General features: G+C 47.2%; 15 protein-coding genes. 9 read left to right on the plus strand and 6 right to left on the minus strand.

Features of this window, described 5'->3' with window-relative positions; genetic code table 11:
- Positions 1–291 precede the first annotated feature (291 nt).
- Complete coding sequence (locus tag G8759_RS30445; RefSeq protein ID WP_167216756.1) at positions 292–1,041, plus strand: carboxypeptidase-like regulatory domain-containing protein; 750 nt, start codon at positions 292–294, stop codon at positions 1,039–1,041.
- A 218-nt stretch (positions 1,042–1,259) separates the two neighbouring features.
- On the plus strand, positions 1,260–2,549 hold the full coding sequence (locus G8759_RS30450) for a chorismate-binding protein (RefSeq protein WP_167216758.1): 1,290 nt from the start codon (positions 1,260–1,262) through the stop codon (positions 2,547–2,549).
- A gap of 75 nt (positions 2,550–2,624) precedes the next feature.
- On the opposite strand, the gene G8759_RS30455 is transcribed toward G8759_RS30450, so the two are convergent.
- The 4 genes from G8759_RS30455 to G8759_RS30470 form a co-directional block, all read right to left on the minus strand.
- Positions 2,625–2,792: a hypothetical protein gene (locus tag G8759_RS30455; protein WP_167216760.1), complete on the minus strand. Its 168-nt coding sequence runs from the start codon at positions 2,790–2,792 to the stop codon at positions 2,625–2,627.
- Positions 2,793–2,838: 46 nt separating this feature from the next.
- Complete coding sequence (locus G8759_RS30460) at positions 2,839–3,105, minus strand: adhesin (protein ID WP_167216762.1); 267 nt, start codon at positions 3,103–3,105, stop codon at positions 2,839–2,841.
- A 348-nt stretch (positions 3,106–3,453) separates the two neighbouring features.
- Positions 3,454–4,512 carry an exo-alpha-sialidase gene (locus G8759_RS30465; protein WP_232074007.1) on the minus strand — a complete coding sequence of 353 codons (1,059 nt, stop codon included), beginning with the start codon at positions 4,510–4,512 and terminating at the stop codon, positions 3,454–3,456.
- 234 nt (positions 4,513–4,746) lie between these two features.
- A complete protein-coding gene (locus G8759_RS30470; RefSeq protein ID WP_167216764.1) occupies positions 4,747–5,742 on the minus strand; it encodes an aldo/keto reductase in 996 nt (331 codons plus the stop codon).
- A 146-nt stretch (positions 5,743–5,888) separates the two neighbouring features.
- On the opposite strand from G8759_RS30470, the gene G8759_RS30475 reads away from it, so the two are divergent.
- The 3 genes from G8759_RS30475 to G8759_RS30485 all read left to right on the plus strand — a co-directional run bounded on the left by G8759_RS30475 (position 5,889) and on the right by G8759_RS30485 (position 11,010).
- Positions 5,889–6,245: a winged helix-turn-helix transcriptional regulator gene (locus G8759_RS30475; RefSeq protein ID WP_167216767.1), complete on the plus strand. Its 357-nt coding sequence runs from the start codon at positions 5,889–5,891 to the stop codon at positions 6,243–6,245.
- Positions 6,246–6,786: 541 nt separating this feature from the next.
- On the plus strand, positions 6,787–7,830 hold the full coding sequence (locus tag G8759_RS30480; protein WP_167216769.1) for a glycoside hydrolase family 130 protein: 1,044 nt from the start codon (positions 6,787–6,789) through the stop codon (positions 7,828–7,830).
- 219 nt (positions 7,831–8,049) lie between these two features.
- Positions 8,050–11,010, plus strand: coding sequence for a S9 family peptidase (locus tag G8759_RS30485; protein WP_167216771.1), 2,961 nt, complete (start codon positions 8,050–8,052; stop codon positions 11,008–11,010).
- Positions 11,011–11,245: 235 nt separating this feature from the next.
- Here G8759_RS30485 and G8759_RS30490 read toward each other — a convergent pair whose 3' ends face one another.
- Positions 11,246–11,638: a DUF1573 domain-containing protein gene (locus G8759_RS30490; protein WP_167216773.1), complete on the minus strand. Its 393-nt coding sequence runs from the start codon at positions 11,636–11,638 to the stop codon at positions 11,246–11,248.
- Positions 11,639–11,875: 237 nt separating this feature from the next.
- On the opposite strand from G8759_RS30490, the gene G8759_RS30495 reads away from it, so the two are divergent.
- Genes G8759_RS30495 through G8759_RS30505 form a run of 3 tightly spaced genes read left to right on the plus strand, consistent with a single transcriptional unit; the run spans position 11,876 to position 14,978 of the window.
- The gene (locus G8759_RS30495) at positions 11,876–13,165 is read left to right on the plus strand and encodes a sensor histidine kinase (protein ID WP_167216775.1); all 1,290 of its coding nucleotides are present in this window, start codon (positions 11,876–11,878) and stop codon (positions 13,163–13,165) included.
- Positions 13,165–13,839 carry a response regulator transcription factor gene (locus G8759_RS30500; protein WP_167216777.1) on the plus strand — a complete coding sequence of 225 codons (675 nt, stop codon included), beginning with the start codon at positions 13,165–13,167 and terminating at the stop codon, positions 13,837–13,839. Before G8759_RS30495 ends, G8759_RS30500 begins: the two co-directional genes overlap by 1 nt.
- A 38-nt stretch (positions 13,840–13,877) precedes the next feature.
- The gene (locus G8759_RS30505; protein WP_167216779.1) at positions 13,878–14,978 is read left to right on the plus strand and encodes a hypothetical protein; all 1,101 of its coding nucleotides are present in this window, start codon (positions 13,878–13,880) and stop codon (positions 14,976–14,978) included.
- Between the two features lie 75 nt (positions 14,979–15,053).
- Here the strand turns inward: G8759_RS30505 and G8759_RS30510 are convergent, their stop codons facing one another.
- Positions 15,054–16,250 carry a lipase family protein gene (locus tag G8759_RS30510; RefSeq protein ID WP_167216781.1) on the minus strand — a complete coding sequence of 399 codons (1,197 nt, stop codon included), beginning with the start codon at positions 16,248–16,250 and terminating at the stop codon, positions 15,054–15,056.
- Positions 16,251–16,703: 453 nt separating this feature from the next.
- On the opposite strand from G8759_RS30510, the gene G8759_RS30515 reads away from it, so the two are divergent.
- A complete protein-coding gene (locus G8759_RS30515; RefSeq protein ID WP_167216783.1) occupies positions 16,704–17,429 on the plus strand; it encodes an OmpA family protein in 726 nt (241 codons plus the stop codon).
- The last annotated feature ends 228 nt before the right edge of the window (positions 17,430–17,657 follow it).

Raw genomic sequence — 17,657 nt, forward strand, 5'->3', positions numbered from 1 at the left:
GATCCAGCCATTTTCAAGTATGCTGATCAGTTCGCCGAACAATCGGCAATATCGGCATTCGGGCTAGCTGAATTCGTGTTCAGTAAATCCCGAACAGCGCAGCAACATACTTTTCGATTATGCCTGCTACCAGTCAATCCGAAAATTATACGGTTCATGTAGCTATATAAGCACTTCATCCCGATCAATAATTGCTCCTATACAGGCGATGCTAGTTTTGTACAGAGAAAAGAGCGTCGGTTAAAAACTGATCTTCTTTTCTTTCGCAGGCAACTCCTCTCCAATCAACGCATGAAAAAGACGGCTCTTCTGTTTCTGATAAGCCTTATACTGATCGTTGCAGGCTGCAAAACCCAGAATGGTTATTCACCCGGATCAGACGCAGGCTACGCTAGTGGCAAGGTGCTCGATACGCGGGGAAACCCTATTTCAGACGCTAAAATTATTGCGACCAATACCCTTTGTGCCAACACACACCTGGTAGGCACAACGGATGCCAATGGAAATTATAAGATCAAAATTCCTGCCGGTGTCTGGAAGATGTCCGCTCAAATTGATCGTACGTACTACGGTCACCAGTTTCAACTAACCCTCCATCCCGACCATCCCGAAGTTTTCACGGGGCAGGACGGCGTAGTCTGCAACTTTGAGTGGCGCCTTTATGGACCTAAAGTTGGTCATACCGATCGGTTTTATGGCGGTGAGGTAAAGATTAGCCAAAGCAAAAAAAGCCGGATTAATGACCTGGAAAACATTGCCTTTACCTTTACTCCGGTCAGTCCGCGAATTGACGGTTCAACCGGTCAGCCCGAAACCATAACCTGCGGCCCTCGCGGCACTCAGGATTACGCCCGTTTCCCGGATTTACCGATTGCTCAGTACCGGATTACGGCCAGATACCGCCCAACCGGGCAGCGCATCTATCTCCGCAATAATGCTGGAGGCACATATCTGGCCGATGGTTCTGTAATCGCCGGGTTCAGTGGGAATAACGATTCTAACTCCTGCATAAACTGTATGACACTGGAATTCAGAGACTAGGGCACGTATTTACGAATCGATTCAGGTTCCGTAGAAGTTGTAAGCTGGTACGTTGTTCTTACTATGTTTCTGCCCGGTAACACCTTTGTTTAACCATAATCAAAAGTCGCTACAGAACGCATAACCAAAGCCTTACAACTGTTTTATCATATTTCGCACAAATTCCTCCTACAAACTGTTATGGTAATAATCGTCCCTAATCCGGTCGATTATCGACTATGCAATCTGATCCCGTTAGTACGATAGTTTCAGCAACGCGCCCAACAGAACCGCAACAGCGAGCCAGTCAGCCCAGCCCGACTGATTTTTGGGAAACGGCGCGCACATTAGGCATACCAGCAGCACTTTGGCGTCTGCCCAATCAGCAGGACAAACACCTGATCGTATCCTTTGACGACATATTACCTCGTGTTTCAGCTGATCTGGAAGAGTTACCCGCCGGATTTCTTATCAGCCCATTCGATAACCTGAATACGGATACCGAAACTCCCGCCCGAACACTGTTTCTACGAGCCGACATTCAGGCTGCTTTTTCGGATAATGGCCAGACTCAACCAGTTGTCATTACGCCCGGGGAAACGGCCGATCGATTTCAGGAACTGCTCGCGGAACAACCTAAACGTCGCGTAGCCCGGCAGCCTTTGTCGGTAAAGCCTACACCTATTGTCGATCCGGAAGCCGAAGCTCAGTATATAGCTAACGTTGCCGAAGCTGTTGAAGCCATGCAGCGGGCTGAATTCAGAAAAGTAGTCTTATCCAGAACAAAACAGCTTGAGTTTTCCGATGCGCCCAATGCGGTTGCCTTGTTCGATAAACTCTGTCAGAAATATCCAACAGCTTTTGTTTCTGCGGTTTCTATTCCCGAAAAAGGGCAAATCTGGATAAGTGCAACGCCCGAACGATTAGTGAGTGTTAACGCTGATGGCATTTTTCAGACCAACTCGCTGGCGGGAACGCAACTGGCTTTTGAACCGGACGGAACACCAAAACGGCCATCAGAAGCGATGTGGTCGCAGAAAGAAATTGAAGAGCAGGCATTGGTAAGTCGCTACATTATCGAATGCTTTAAGAAAATTCGATTGCGCGAATACCTCGAAGAAGGGCCGAAAACGATTATTGCGGGTAATCTGATGCACCTCGGAACCACATTCACGGTCGACACGCAGGCAGTACGTTACCCACAACTCGGAACAGTAATGTTGCGGTTGCTCCATCCGACATCGGCCGTCTGCGGTACCCCCCGCGATGTAGCTTTCAACTTTATCAGGCAACACGAAACCCACGACCGCGAGTTATATAGCGGTTTCCTGGGGCCGGTCAACATAAACTCCGATAATGCAGTCTTATCATCCAGCGATTTGTTTGTTCATATCCGCTGTATGAAGCTGGAGGGCCGGATGGCAACTTTATACGCCGGAGCTGGCCTGACGGAATACTCAGTACCCGAACGCGAATGGCAGGAAACTGAAATGAAATGCCAGACGCTTCTTTCCGTAATCAGCGAGTAATAAACAGTTTCGAGTGGCAGTTAGCAGGGTTCTGTTCCCTATTGGAAATTGATCACTACTAACTGCCCACCGAAACTATTTTTCCGCTCCTTCTGCAGGATCGTTTGGCGCGCGCGACCCTTCTTCTGAAGTGCGATCACCGGCTTCGCTTGCAGCCGACGATTGGGTGTCGGCGTCTGGTGCAGTGCCTTCGGTATCAGCATCTGCCGTCGTAACTAGTGGTTCTTCTTTAGATGGTGTCATGCTTTCCGGGGATTAAAGGGTTCATGTAAGGTACAAGAGTAGTTTTCTACTCCATGCTGTCGTCGTCCAGATCGTCGTCGATGCTGTCGTCGTCCAGATCTTCATCAAGATCAAGATCGTCATCGCTGAACTCGTCTTCAATGTCAGCTAAATCGGCTTCGCCGTAACCGCTGGCAGCCCCGGAGCCCAGGTCATCAAATTCGGCTCCGTCGAAGTCGTCGTCCTCATCATCGTCGTCAAAGGCGGCTGCTTCAGGGTCAGGGTTCAACATCAGCACGTCTTCGTCCTGATCAAACGTTGGCTGGTAAATCATGGTTGCAAGAGTCTATTAAGTGATTTCAAACGTCATAACGCGGCACTTTGCCAGATGTTTGCCGCGCCGTAAAATTATTGACTAAACGAATATAAACACCATACTGGGTTCCCTGCCTAAAAAATCAGACAATTAGTTTCGCTATCAACGGGTTAGCCTGTCCGACGGGAGCGCGATAGGTGATTTTCCGCCTTTTTTCAAGGAATAATCCTCTCTTATTGCGCTATTTTTTTTAAGTTTTTTTCAAGGCTCGCTATTTCGGGACTGCGATTAACTATAGTCAGCCAACCCGAACCCGCGTTTCAGATGGCTACGCAGTTATAAACGCTGTTACGCGAGTGAGACCTATTATTTAGAAGCCAGTGGTTTAGTGGCGGTCATTACCTGACCATCAGACTCCCAGGCACACACGACCGTTTTCCCCACCACAGCCAGACTGGGCATCTGCCCCTTACCTAAAACAGCAGGCAAACCACCCCCAATTTTCATCCATACAGTCCCATTCTCATCCCAGGCCAAAACGGGTGCTGTGGTTTCTCCGGCAAGGGTTATGTTCCTCCCGGTTGCTACGGCCTGTTCCGGCTCACCAGGTACACATGTGTATAACGTGTTTTCGCGACGCCAAACCGTAAGTGGCTTACCCGTTTCCGGCACGACTACCGCGCCACCATCCATCGGGCAAGCAGTTACTTTCCAGGTACCATTACCCAATTTTCGCGCGGGTGCATAGGTCAATCCACCATCGGTCGAATGAGCAAGGTAAAGGTCACGGGAGCCGCCAAGCCAGTTTCTGAATTGAATATAGACATCCTTATTCCTGGCTTTGACCGTCACGCGACAACATTCGCATACCGTGCCATCGGGGGAGTGATAAATAATCCTGTTGGGCGACCAACTACGCCCTCCATCGTGCGATGTTGCCCCTACAATTTTATTACGCTTATCGTCGCGTAAATCCAGCCAAACACTATGAAAAGTGCCATCTGAAGCACCAGTTACCGACTGAAATCCTTCTTTAGCAACGGCCGGTACATCATTGATACGCACAGCCGTAGACCATTTACGGGTAGTTCGATTCATCGAATAGGCAAACAGATCGCCCACCCGATTTACGGCCGTAATAACGACGTTCTGGCCAGCAATCGCCACTTGCGGACCTCGCTTGGCCCCAGCTACTAAATCAGGCAGGGTAGCCACAGCAACTGGTGTTCCAAAATGAAATTCAGGCCCATTGGCAGTTGCATAAAAAATGGTCGAATCACGGCCATACACTAAGTGCATCGCCCCCTGGTCGTCAGCAATAACTACGGGAAGATGTCCGGACGCAACTGAGTAATTAACACTCGGTGGCTGACCATGTCCAGCATGGATAAAAAGGTACAGCAGCAGATAAATCAGGTAGTTCATGGCAAGGAATTAGGGGAAACAAAAATACACCACTTTGCTGCAAAATATCCTATCATTAATGCCTCAATACGCTGTTCATTACGAGTAATCGCTTAAACAGTATCCATTATTTTTTCAGGGATAGAACCGTGCGGTATAAAACGAATAGTGCAGGGACCAGACAGATCCCTGCACTATTCTTAAACACAGACTTTGTTTTAAATCAGGATAAAAAGGGTAAGGGGTAGGAAAGGACTACTTAATTAATGTCAATCCATTTAACTGATTGGTAATGAACTCTATTTCTGATAGGGTTAGCTCTACATCGGCGGCAGCAACATTTTCCAGCGCCTGTTTTTCATTTCGGGCACCAACGAGTGCAATAGTAATTCCTGGCTGCTCAAGAGTCCATTTCAAAACCAATTGACCAATTGTCACCTGTTTGTCTCTCGCAAGTGGAGTGATTGTTTCAAGAAAGGCATTGACGCGCCGTAGGTTTTCGTCAGTAAAAAAATACAATGAACCTCTGTGGTCGTCTGGGGCAAATGTATACCCTGGCTTCATTTTTCCTGTCAATAAGCCCCGCTCCAATGGGCTATAGGCAAGAATCGATAGATTATGCTCTCTACAATAGAGTAAATCCTCTTTTTCAAGGCTACGCTTTACCATGCTGTAGGGCACCTGATCTGAAACCAGATTCATATACTTTGACGCTTCGACCAGTTGGTCGGCGTTGTAATTGCAAACACCAGCATACAGTACTTTTCCCTGTTCGATAAGCAGCGAAACTGCTTCCATTGTTTCCTGAATAGGGGTTGTTTTGTCGGGCCAGTGAATCTGGTAAAGGTCAATGTAATCGGTACCCAACCTTTTCAAGCTATCTTCACACTCTTTAATGATGCTTTCTTTCCCGGCATATTTATAAATATCAATAGGCTTACCCTCCGTATTTTTACTTTTCATGGCAAAATCGCCACGAGGCAGATCCCATCTCATTCCATATTTGGTGAGCAGCTGAACATTATCACGGGGAATATCCCGAATAGCCTCACCAACAATCTCTTCGCTGAGCCCCTGGCCGTAGATTGGCGCGGTATCGATGGAGGTTACACCCGCATCATACGAGGCTTGAATGGCTTTAATCGCTTCCTTTTTTTCGGTACCACCCCACATCCAGCCACCGGCAGCCCAGGCTCCAAACGTAATGACTGAAATGTTAAGATTTGAATTTCCTAATTTCCGGTATTGCATAGACCTACATGTAAACCGTTATCTGTATCTTTAGGGAACAAACCCGGCGCCTTGACAACTATTCTGGCACAAAGGAATAGGTAAATACTGCACGTGACAAGATCTTTAGTAATAGTTAGTTACTCCTAAAAAAGTTAGTTACAACCATGAGAAAGTTAAGCTCCACCAATTATTTTAATCAAACATTTCTTGAAGAAAAATGTGCGTTGAACGAGCTTATTCATTTATTAAGCAAACGGTGGTTAACCGAAGTCTTATTTAGTATAGAAGAAGGGAATAACCGATTCTCAAGCATAAAGGAAGATCTAAAACTAATTAGTGACAACGTTCTGGCTGATCGCTTAAAGTTGTTGGAGCAGTATAAGCTGATCAATAGGAATGATAACTTTCGTGAGGTCCCTGCCAGAGTAGAATATTCGTTGACATCAATTGGTGAAAAACTGAGCGAAATACTGGACGTATTGTGCAAATTTTCAGAAAATGAAATGGAATTTCCCTCCTGAATATTGATCAGTATATAGTAATTATTAAAAAGCAAATAATTCATTAATAATATATTATTTTATTCTTTGTCATTCTGATATTTTGTTTCGTATTTTCTTCTTAGTATAACACAGGGCTATGCAAATTTCGGGCTGTGGCGAATCAGAGCCAAGCATTGCTTAGTCAGATCTACGACTTTTTATTGCTAAATTCTTCGGCTTTACTACCCGCAAGTCATGAAACTTCTGGCTTGTACACGTATACTATCTCAATACGATTAATTTATTATTGCGAGGTAATTATGAATTAATCAAAGCTGTATAAAAACTATTATTAAGCTAATCTGTTTTAATTTTTATATTCTGATAATCTCAGAGCGTGGTTTGTCACATCTGGGTTTAAATGGAAATAATTTATAAAGCATCATTAACATAAATTAATTAAAGTTACGCTATTAACACACCGAAAACCATCAGGTTTTGAGTTGATTTATTTGTAGTCCTCAGCTAATTGCCGCTGTCGGAACACAGAAATTACGAATAAACGAACACGAAATTTCCAATGAAAAATTATAAACTTCGTCGATTATCTGACCAGCCAATTCTAAAGACAAGTGATGTCAAACCTTCTGTTGACGGATTTGAGGTACTTGGTGCATTTAATCCCGCAGCCTGTCTTGTTGGCGATGAGGTCATTTTGCTGTTGCGCGTTGCCGAAGCACCCCGTGGTAAAGAAGGATTTATACTAGTGCCACTTATTGAAGAACAGAATGGCACACCAGAGTTAGCCATAAAAGAGTTTAATGAGCCAGCTGCGCCCTACGATCCACGGGTGGTTACGCTCAATGGTAAGGTCTATCTGACCTCATTAAGTCATTTGCGCATTGCCCGCAGTCGCGATGGCATTCAGTTTACCATCGACGAAAATCCGTTTTTATTCCCGGCCCGAATGGATGAGTCCTTCGGTATAGAAGATGCCCGTATTACGTTTCTGGAGGGTAAATACTGGATTACGTATACGGCTGTGTCTGAACATGGTCCGGGCGTTGGGTTAGCTATTACAACGGACTTTAAAACTGTTGAGCGCATCGGTATGATTTTACCCCCGCCCAACAAAGATGTCGCCCTTTTTCCGCAGCGTATCAACGATAAATACATGCTTCTGCACCGGCCCATGGTTTCTGATATCGGTAAACCATCGATCTGGCTGGCAGAATCGGAAGACGGCGTCCATTGGGGCAATCACCGTTTTTTGTTCGGAGGTCGGGGTTTGGCCGATAACCCATTTGCCTGGGAAGGTGCCAAAATTGGTGCTGGTCCGGAGCCGATTCTAACCGATGAGGGCTGGCTCCTATGTTATCATGGTGCCGATCCGACCCACTCCTACTCACTGGCTCTGGCATTGCTCGACAAAAACGATCCGGCTAAAGTGCTTGACCGCTCCGATGCACCCATGCTAACGCCAGAACTTCTCTGGGAACGCGAAGGCTTTTTCCCCAATGTCGTCTTTTCAAACGGGTGGATCCAGTGGCCCGATGGACGGATCTGGGTTTACTACGGTGCGGCTGATTCGGGCGTTGGCGTAGCCGAGTTGGTACGGGAATGAATTCGCCCTCGCTATTTGTCTCCTTATTTAAAATTTAACTGACCTGATCAATTTACATGAATCCACTTCCTGAGCATGGCCAGAGCCTAACAAACATGATAATTATAAGATAGTATGAAGAATTTGAAATAATTCTTCATACTACAACTTAAACATCTCTTTTTTATCAATTTTCACCCTTTTTACAGTATTTTCGTTGGTTGCTAACGTTCCTCATACATGAATCGCTTCAATCAACTTCTACTCTGTTTATTTCTCTCAGGTTCCCTATTTGCTCAGAATCAAAAACGCCCACTCACTGCCGCCGATTATGACCGATGGCAAAGTGTGCGGTCTGAAAAAATCTCAAACGATGGTCGCTGGATTGCTTACCAGATTGACCTACAGGAAGGTGACGGACGCCTTGAGGTCACCAGTACTGGCGGCAGTACCAACCGCACACGGTATGTTTTTCCCCGTGGCTATCTGGCACAGTTTACGCCCGACAGTAAGTTTCTGGTCATGAAGCTAAAAGCACGTGCGGCAGATACCAAAAAAGCCAAACTGAAAAAGAGAAAGCCTGATGAAATGCCGAAGGATAGTTTGCTGGTGCTGAATCTGTCAACCGGTAAACCAACCAAAATGCCCAACGTAAAATCATTTGCGTTTGGTAAAGAGGCAGGCTCATGGCTCGCAGTTGTGCAGGAGCGCCGGGACAGTCGCGAAGCACCGGCTACCAAACCAGTTGCCCAGAAAGATACGCTCACACCCTCACCACCGGTTTCGACGACTACAGTAGCCACTCGAAAAGGACCGGTTAAAAAGCCCAAAGGCGACGATCTTACCCTCCTGAATCTGGCCGACGGTACACGCAAAACGGTTCGTTATGTCTCGAACGTGGTCGTATCCGACAACGGACGTACCGTATTTTACAGCAAAGAATCGGCCAACGATTCCCTTAAAACGGGCGATGCCGCTGTACCTGGAGTGTTTTTATTCAATACAACCAACGGCCAGACGGCTCTCATCGACACCAGTTCAAAACGAAAGATTTATAAGGGGCTGGCTATCGATAAAACGGGCGATCAATTAGCCTGGATGGCCTCCGCCGACAGCGCAGGTGCAGATGTTAAAGTGTTTACGCTTTATTATAAAAATTTGTCGCCCCCAGCTCCGCCAAAAGGGAAGGCGAGTAAAACACCGGCCGTTGTAGCGCCATTCCGTGTTGTTGCCGACACACTGGCAACGGCTTTGCCTAAAGGCTGGTCCGTCAATGAATTTCGTGAGCCTAAATTCGCGGACGATGGCAAACGGCTTTATTTTTCTACATCACCCATTCCGCCGAAGCCTACGAAAGATACGCTGACGCCCGATGATGAGAAGGTAAGAATGGATGTCTGGACCTGGCAAGACAGCCGTCTGCAACCGATGCAGCAACGACGACTCAAAGAAGAAAAGGAACGCGGTTTCCTGACGCTTTATGACCTCGCATCTGGCAAAGTGATCCCTTTAGCCAACCGGGAAGTACCAACCGTTACTTTCGATGAGAAGTCGAGTACCCGCTATCTGCTGGGCCTGAGTGACCTCCCCTATCAGGTTCAGGCATCGTGGGATCCCGGCCATACGGATCTGTATCTAATCGATGCGCAAACAGGCGATAAGAAGCGAATTGCAAACGACGTGATGGCTTCGCAGCCACGAATGTCTCCCGAAGGAAAATATGCGTACTGGTTCGATGAGCGTGATTCACTCTGGCGTGCGTGGTCGGTGCTGGATGGTAAACGCATCGATCTGACTCGTGGTTTGCCCAGCAAGTTTTTCGATGAAGAACACGATACCCCAAACCTGCCCGGCTCTTATGGATCGGCGGGCTGGACAACCGGCGACCGTTATGTCTGGCTTTATGACCGGTATGACATCTGGCAGATTGACCCAACTGGTCGCGAAAAGCCAACTAACCTCACTGCTGGCTGGGGTCGTAAAAACAAAATTCGGTTGCGCCGTGCCGATATAGATAGCGAGAGTGATGATTCACCCGGCCGTCGTTTTGGTGCTATTGAAAAACCAATTGATCCCAAAACCGAATTATTCCTGACCGGCATCTGGGAAAGTGACAAGGCAACCGGTATTTTGAAGAGCAAGAATGGACTGGCCGTTGCTGAACCGGCCGTGATTACACGTAGTAATCACCATTATTTTGGGTTAAATAAAGCCAAAGATGCGCCAATTGTGACCTTTTATCGCGGAAACTATCAGGAACCCATTAATCTCTTCCAAACCGATACCACACTGGCCTCGCCCGTGCAACTGACCCGCGTGAATCTGCAACAGGACAGCATTCGATGGGGCAGTGTAGAGATTGTAAACTGGATTGGCACGAACGGTATCAAGCTCGAAGGGTTACTCTTCAAGCCAGAAGGCTTCGACCCCAAGAAGAAGTACCCTATGCTGACGTATTTCTACGAGCGCAATGCCGAAACCTTAAATGACTATCGGGCTCCGGCTCCCAGCCGATCAACCATCAACGTTCCATATTGCGTTTCGAATGGTTACCTGGTGTTCATACCAGACATCGTATACACAACCGGGCAACCGGGCCCGAATGCCTATGATTGCATCGTTCCGGGTGTACTGAGCTTGCTCGATAAAGGTTTCGTTGACCGCGACCGGCTTGGTATTCAGGGTCAAAGCTGGGGAGGGTATCAAACGGCCTACATTATAACCCGTACCAACCTGTTCCGGGCAGCCGAAGCAGGTGCTCCGGTAGCGAACATGACGTCGGCCTACGGTGGAATTCGCTGGGAAACGGGCATTAGCCGCGCCTTCCAATACGAAAAAACACAAAGCCGGATCGGTGGGACACTCTGGGACAAGCCCATGAATTACATCGAGAACTCTCCGCTCTTCTTCGCCAACCGCATCGAAACGCCTTTAATGATGACGCACAACGATGCCGATGGAGCCGTTCCCTGGTATCAGGGGATTGAATTGTTTTCCGCGCTTCGTCGCCTGAACAAGCCCGTATGGATGCTGGTCTACAACGGTGAAGGCCACAACCTAACCCAACGCCACAACGCGAAAGACCTGAGCATTCGGCTGTATCAATACTTTGATTATTACCTCAAAGATGCACCGATGCCCAGCTGGATGAAAGAGGGACGCTCGGCGGTGGAAAAGGATCGTGGGGAGATGAAGTACTAATTTCCACGATAAAAGAGCATAAAAAATGCCTGGGAGAGCTTCTGGTTCCAGGCATTTTTTATGCTCTTTTACAATACTGCCATGCATCGGCACCGCCAGGTTTAACAGATTCGTCAACCTAGTTCACGGCCAATTTAAACCTTATAGGTTTAAATTGGCCGTGAACTATAAATTAGAAGAGTACCAGATAGACCCAGCCCGTGACAGCGAATAAACGGATTGATTATCCCTTGATTTACTGGGCTGAAGCGCCTTCTTTCGTTACTTCTCCCTTGATGTAGAGCGTTTGCACCCCACCTTCAGCATTTGATTCTACCGATACGGTTTTGTTAAAAGCACCCGGTGAAGCGGCATTGAACGTAGCCTTAATAGTACCCGACTGACCAGGCATAATAGCTGATTTTGGATAATCGACACCCGTACAGCCGCAGGAGCCCTGAGCGTGATTTATGACCAGCGGTAACTCTCCTTTGTTTTTAAAGAAGAATTCGGCCGTTACAGGTTTGCCCTGTGGAATTTTTCCGAAATCATGCGTTGACTTATTCCAGTTGAAAAGCGCCGATGGAGCAATCATTGCAACAGATGCCATCAACAAAACCAGTGAACCGAAGAACAGGATACGTTTCATAAAAAGAGTTGATTTGGTAAGGTTTATTGCTTAATAAGCCGCTCACCCGAGCGACATTGCAAACCTACTCTTACCGTTATCACAACGCTGTTAAATGCTTCCTAACGTTTGTTAATGAGTTGTTAACGATTTGCGCACGACAACACATCGGCTATCTTTGAATGACTGACTTATGGACTTGCTGAACGAGTTTTCTCAGCCAATTAGTCAACCAGTCAATTACTCGATACCCCTACTATGTCACGTCTGCGCTTATTGGTCGTTCTCTCCGTGTTATCCATTATCGGCATCCTGGCGGTGCAGGCAATATGGGTGCGCAATGCCTATGCTCTGCGCGAAAGGCAGTTTCGGCAGTCGGCATTTATTGCCTTGCAGGATGTGGCCGATGACGTAGCGCGCCTGAATCATTTTACCCTTAACCGGTATGCAGTCACGCAGCTTTCGGCCGATTATTTTATCGTCAATACCGACGCACCCATCGATCCTGTTACGCTCGAAGCATTCATACAGAAATCACTTCAGCAACATAATCTGATTACCGATTTCGAGTACGGAATCTATAACTGCGAAAGCGACCGCATGGTCTACGGGGCTTATGTCAGTACAGGCAGCACAACTGTCACCAGGAGCCGGAATTTACCCAAATCTTCCCGCTACACATATTATTTCGGCATTCGATTCCCGAACCAATCCGGTTTTGTGGCAGGACAATTGAGTGGCTGGCTATGGTCGACTGTAGCCGTACTGCTGGTCGTTGTCTTTTTTGGCTATACATTAGCTGTAGTGCTCAAACAACGCCGGTTGACGGAAGTGCAGCGCGACTTTATCAACAACATCACCCACGAACTACAAACACCCGTATCGACCATTCGGATTGCGGCCGATGTACTCCAATCCGATACGATCATTCAACAGCCCGACCGGCTAAAACAATATGCACGGGTTCTAAGCGAAGAAAGTCATCGTCTGCAAAAACAAATTAATAACGTCTTGAAATTAGCCCGGTCCGAACGCCAGGGTTTCCTGCTTGATCGCGCAGAGGTCGATCTGCACGACATTATGACCAATGCGGCCAATGCCTTTACGCCTTACGTAATGCTTGACCTGACCGCTTCTACGTTTATACTCCAGGCAGATCGCTATCATCTCGAAACGATACTGAACAATCTGATTGACAATGCATTAAAATATTGTACAACATCACCCTGCGTCGTTTTACACACGCATAACGAACATGGGAGCCTGGTCTGGTCGGTGAGTGACAATGGAACCGGTATTGCCCGCGAATACCATAAAGCTATTTTTAAACAGTTTTTTCGTATACCCGCTGGGCACACGCATGATGTGAAAGGATTTGGGCTTGGTCTGTATTATGTTCGGCGAATCGTGCAGGCTCATGGCTGGAACCTGAAACTTGACAGTCAACCCGGCCTGGGAAGTACGTTTACCATGAGCGCAGGGGTAAACGTACAAAAAGCCAACGTTTTGCGCATACGCACATTCACACTTTCACCGTTTCGCTCCTGATGCCTGCCCGCATTCTGTTCGTTGAAGACGATGTCAATCTTGGCTTTGTTATCCGGGATACGCTCGAAAACGTGCCATTTGCTGTTACGCACTGCGTCAACGGCGCCGATGCCTGGGCTATGTTTCAGGCCGAGCCGTTTGATGTATGCCTGCTGGACGTGATGCTTCCCCAGAGCGATGGTTTCACCTTAGCCCGCCAAATCCGGGCGATCAACACGCAGGTGCCCATTCTGTTTCTGAGTGCTCTGTCCAACAAAAACGATCGATTGCAGGGGCTGCGTCTCGGGGCCGACGATTACCTTACCAAGCCATTCAGCATTGAAGAGTTGATCCTGAAAATCAATGTGTTCCTTCGCCGAACAGCTTCCAGTAAAGACGTTAATCATCCTCTCGTTGTATCAACAACCCTCAATCGACAGAATCTAACCCTTACCAGTAACGGGCAAACACAGACACTTACCCATCGCGAAGCCGACGTAATGGCTTACCTGCTCGATCGCCCAAACGTACTTGTTCGGCGTGACGAACTGCTGCGGGCCGTTTGGGGCGATGATGACTACTTTATGGGCCGTAGCCTCGACGTGTTCATCTCCCGGCTTCGTAAACGACTCGCCAACGACCCGAATATCCGCATAGAAAATGTACATGGTGTAGGATTCGTTTTGCGGCAGTAATCGCGTAGTTTGCAGAATTGTTGTGCTATATACTTTCTATGACTACTCGATTATCCACCATTCTCCTGATTGCCGTTCTATTTTCGTATGGTTGTAAAACGGCTAAACTTCCTTCCGGCACCTCAGCAGCCATCACCGAAGAAGGATTATTAAATTGCTTCACGGCAGGCACCTCACTCAACGGGCAGCCCGTTTGGTGCGAAGCGTCGGCTGTACTCTTCGATGGCAGTAACATTCTGATTGCGAACGATAAAGACATGCCTGCTGGCCAGAGCCCGGTGTTTATGAAAACGCCCGCTACACTGTCTGACTCGACCAAAGCACCGGTTTATCTGACTCAACCTGCCTTCATTGCCGCTCGAAAATATGAAGATTTTGCCCGTACACCCGATGGCAAGTTTGTCTTTCTGTCCACTGGCTTCGACCGAATCAAAGCGGGTAGTCACGACTGGGACGGCTATAACACGATTCTGTACTGGCGTAACGGCGATCCAGAGCATCCGCTGATTCTGGCGCCCGACGATACCAGTCGAACGTCCATTGCCTACCGCCAGCGCATTGCTCAGGTTCTCGCCACCAATGAATTTCCGGGTGCAATGCCGTATTTTAAGATCGAGGGGTTAGCCGCAACAGACCGGCAACTATTATTTGGCATTCGGGAAGAGGGAAAATCGTACGAAAGCTTTTCGTATCGGGCAAAAATTATTGCCGTAAGTTATACTATCGAACAAACTGGTAATACTGAGCGAATCCGGCTGGCCGATGACTGGAAAATCATCAACAATTTTGATATTGCCAGTGCCGAACCAACCCTTCCGAAGCCACTGGCTTTGTCCAGCCTTGAATACGATGCGTACCGAAAACGGTTCTGGATGCTTACGTCGCTGGAGTCGAATGGCAATCTGGATGCCTATCTCTGGTCCATTTCGCCCGACGATCTCTACGCTGGCAAGCCGTTTGCACTCGTACGCGATGCCCAGGGGCAGCCGCTCCACATGAACCACAAAGCTGAAGACCTGACTCCTTTAGATGCCCATCGACTGTTGCTTATTCATGATGATGACCGAACTCCAACCCACGTAGGCTCGCGGGTTCGGCAGCCCAATCAGGCGGCTTACACCATTATCACGGTTCACTAAAGCTTAAAACACAACATCCCGACAGTTTAGCGGTGTCGGGATGTTCGTTTCATCGTGTACTGGCCAGTAACCTAGCTATTGAAGCGAACTAAAGAAATCGTAGGTGCCGCTGATATAGCTTAAAATTGCCGTAGCATGATTGGCTCCCTGAACTGGAATTAGCTGTACGTTGGTAGCTCCGCGCTTTATCATGGCATCGTAGGTATTCTTTGAATTCAGGAAAAACACCGTGTTGTCTGCGTCACCGTGATAGAGTCGAAGTGGTGTTTTGGGCTTCCAGTCATGAATATCATTATCCTGAATAGCATCCAGAAACGTCTTATCCGTTCCCGTATTGATGCCTTGCTTAAACGCATCCGTAAATGCCAGATTCAGACTAACGTTTATGTCAGTATCTTTGCCGGTAGCCGTAATCTGGGTTGCATACGGTTCTTTAAAGTAGTAAGACATGGGATGATTAAGGCCGTAAAGTCGATCATACGTCAGCAGCACCCATAAGTAAAGCCGATTAATGCTGGGCACACCACTCGTCGTTTCGTTAATGATCTGTTTCATGAACGCGGGTTTATCATAAGCACCAGCCCCACAGCTCGACGCGACCAGATTGAACTCGCTGCCTGTTTCTTCCTCAATTTTTTTCTGTAACGCCAGCGTTGCGTAGCCTCCTTCCGAATAGCCCGCAATGAACAGTCGCTTGTTCCAGTTGACACCCTTATCGTTCAGGAAATCGCGCGTTGCCCGAATCATATCAAGCGAAGAGGTCGCTAAACCATTTCGTTGTTCGTAGGTATGGGGCGTAGCTTTCGAAGCACCATAACCAATATAGTCCGGCGCCGAAATGATATATCCCTGTGAGCCAAATAGCGCACCGAAGGTGTAGATTTCGCTTGTCGATTGATAGTTCGAAGGCGCATCGGCCTCTACAGCCAGGGTGCCATGCTGCATGCTTAGCAAAGGAGCGGCAGTGGTTGTAGTAGGAATGATTACAGCTCCCGAAGCGGTAATACTTTTACCATCGGTGTTGGTCGTTGTGTATTCCAGCCGGTAAACGCTGATATTATACTTAACGAATGCCTGAAGAATTTGGCTCGAACCCGTAAAACGACTTCGTAATTGATCAGCGGTGTACTCACCAATCAATGAACTTTTTGTGAGTACCCGTGGAAAGTTGGTTACAGGATCAGGGCCATTGTCCTGTTTACAACTGGTAGGAGCAAGAAAAAGCATGCCACCAACCAGCAGAAGGGATAGAAGGGATTTCAGTCTAATCATGAAAGCGTTATGGAGAATCGAGCAAGAACTCGTCATATAAGCAAACGCGATTTTCGCGATTTTCGTTTGTCATATCGCGGATAAATGCATTCGGCAAAAAATCAACAACCGATTGACTATCAATGAATAAAGTTTTTCATACTGGCTTATTGATAGGTTTCATACGTGCTTACACGCGTTTATCTATACTAATTCAATAATCTACTAGCGGACTGTGGTATTTGTGGAGCAGACTCCACAAAGTAGGCATTCAGCTTCCCGCTTTACTCTATTTTGTCAATTGCTGCTGAGTGTATAAGTATCTATTTAAGTCTATCCTATCCTGCGGCAACTCACTGTCTAATAGCTGTTTATGTGACCTTTATTGGATTATCTTATTAGCTACGGCAAACATCCTATTAAACTGGTATAGCTTTTGGCTATCTATAGGCAGTACCAATCATTCACAACAACATGCATAATCAACTTAAATCAATTGGAACAAAGTCGCTTGTAGTGTTATTAACGGCGAGTCTTTTGTCTACTGGTGTCATAACAAGTTGTAAATCTCAAAAAAATTCAATGAATAAAACCCAGAAAGGGGCCGCCGTCGGTGCAGGTGGTGGTGCTTTAGTGGGTGGCATTATCGGCAAAAAATATGCAAAAGGTAACACTGTATTAGGTGCCATCATTGGCGCTACGGTTGGTGGAGCAGCGGGGGCGGTTATTGGCCGTCGGATGGATAAGCAGGCCGAAGAAATGAAACGTAGTATGCCAAATGCTCAGGTTGAGCGTGTCGGCGAGGGAATAAAAATTTCGTTCGGCTCCGATATTCTATTTGATGTCGATTCTTATGAGTTAAAATCTGAGACCAAGAAACAATTGGTTGACTTTGCTCAGACGCTGAACAAATACGAAGACACCGACATCCGGATAGAAGGGCATGCTGATGCGACAGGTTCAGATGATCACAACCTTAAATTATCGCGGCAACGGGCCGACGCTGTTGGCAGCTTCCTTGAAGCCCAGGGCGTAAAAACGTCTCGTGTCGATGAAATGGGCTACGGCGAATCACAACCCGTTGCCGACAATTCAACAGAGACTGGTCGTCGGAAAAACCGCCGGGTAGATATCGCCGTCTTTGCGAACAAGCAAATGCAGCGAGATGCTAAAGATGGAAAATTAGACTCAACTAATTAAAAATTGGCAGGACGCTGGCAACGGTGAATTATGGCGATGAGGTAGAATGTAATAAAAGGTAGAGCCAGAAACACTGTTGCCAGCCTCCCCAAAAGAGCAAAAGAACGTACATACAGTCAGTAAAAGAGAGCATAACACAGTATGTAAATAGTTTACAATTGATTACCGGTGTTTAATCAGAGAACTGATGAAATGCGGAAAGTGAATAATGAAAAAGAATTGCTGTAA

Source organism: Spirosoma aureum (genome assembly GCF_011604685.1).
GTDB lineage: Bacteria > Bacteroidota > Bacteroidia > Cytophagales > Spirosomataceae > Spirosoma > Spirosoma aureum.

Excerpts from the sequence above, each read along its gene's own strand:
- G8759_RS30445 (WP_167216756.1), top strand. The coding sequence starts at position 292 with ATGAAAAAGACGGCTCTTCTGTTTCTGATAAGCCTTATACTGATCGTT.
- G8759_RS30450 (WP_167216758.1), top strand. The coding sequence starts at position 1,260 with ATGCAATCTGATCCCGTTAGTACGATAGTTTCAGCAACGCGCCCAACA.
- G8759_RS30455 (WP_167216760.1), bottom strand. The coding sequence starts at position 2,792 with ATGACACCATCTAAAGAAGAACCACTAGTTACGACGGCAGATGCTGAT.
- G8759_RS30460 (WP_167216762.1), bottom strand. The coding sequence starts at position 3,105 with ATGATTTACCAGCCAACGTTTGATCAGGACGAAGACGTGCTGATGTTG.
- G8759_RS30465 (WP_232074007.1), bottom strand. The coding sequence starts at position 4,512 with ATGAACTACCTGATTTATCTGCTGCTGTACCTTTTTATCCATGCTGGA.
- G8759_RS30470 (WP_167216764.1), bottom strand. The coding sequence starts at position 5,742 with ATGCAATACCGGAAATTAGGAAATTCAAATCTTAACATTTCAGTCATT.
- G8759_RS30475 (WP_167216767.1), top strand. The coding sequence starts at position 5,889 with ATGAGAAAGTTAAGCTCCACCAATTATTTTAATCAAACATTTCTTGAA.
- G8759_RS30480 (WP_167216769.1), top strand. The coding sequence starts at position 6,787 with ATGAAAAATTATAAACTTCGTCGATTATCTGACCAGCCAATTCTAAAG.
- G8759_RS30485 (WP_167216771.1), top strand. The coding sequence starts at position 8,050 with ATGAATCGCTTCAATCAACTTCTACTCTGTTTATTTCTCTCAGGTTCC.
- G8759_RS30490 (WP_167216773.1), bottom strand. The coding sequence starts at position 11,638 with ATGAAACGTATCCTGTTCTTCGGTTCACTGGTTTTGTTGATGGCATCT.
- G8759_RS30495 (WP_167216775.1), top strand. The coding sequence starts at position 11,876 with ATGTCACGTCTGCGCTTATTGGTCGTTCTCTCCGTGTTATCCATTATC.
- G8759_RS30500 (WP_167216777.1), top strand. The coding sequence starts at position 13,165 with ATGCCTGCCCGCATTCTGTTCGTTGAAGACGATGTCAATCTTGGCTTT.
- G8759_RS30505 (WP_167216779.1), top strand. The coding sequence starts at position 13,878 with ATGACTACTCGATTATCCACCATTCTCCTGATTGCCGTTCTATTTTCG.
- G8759_RS30510 (WP_167216781.1), bottom strand. The coding sequence starts at position 16,250 with ATGATTAGACTGAAATCCCTTCTATCCCTTCTGCTGGTTGGTGGCATG.
- G8759_RS30515 (WP_167216783.1), top strand. The coding sequence starts at position 16,704 with ATGCATAATCAACTTAAATCAATTGGAACAAAGTCGCTTGTAGTGTTA.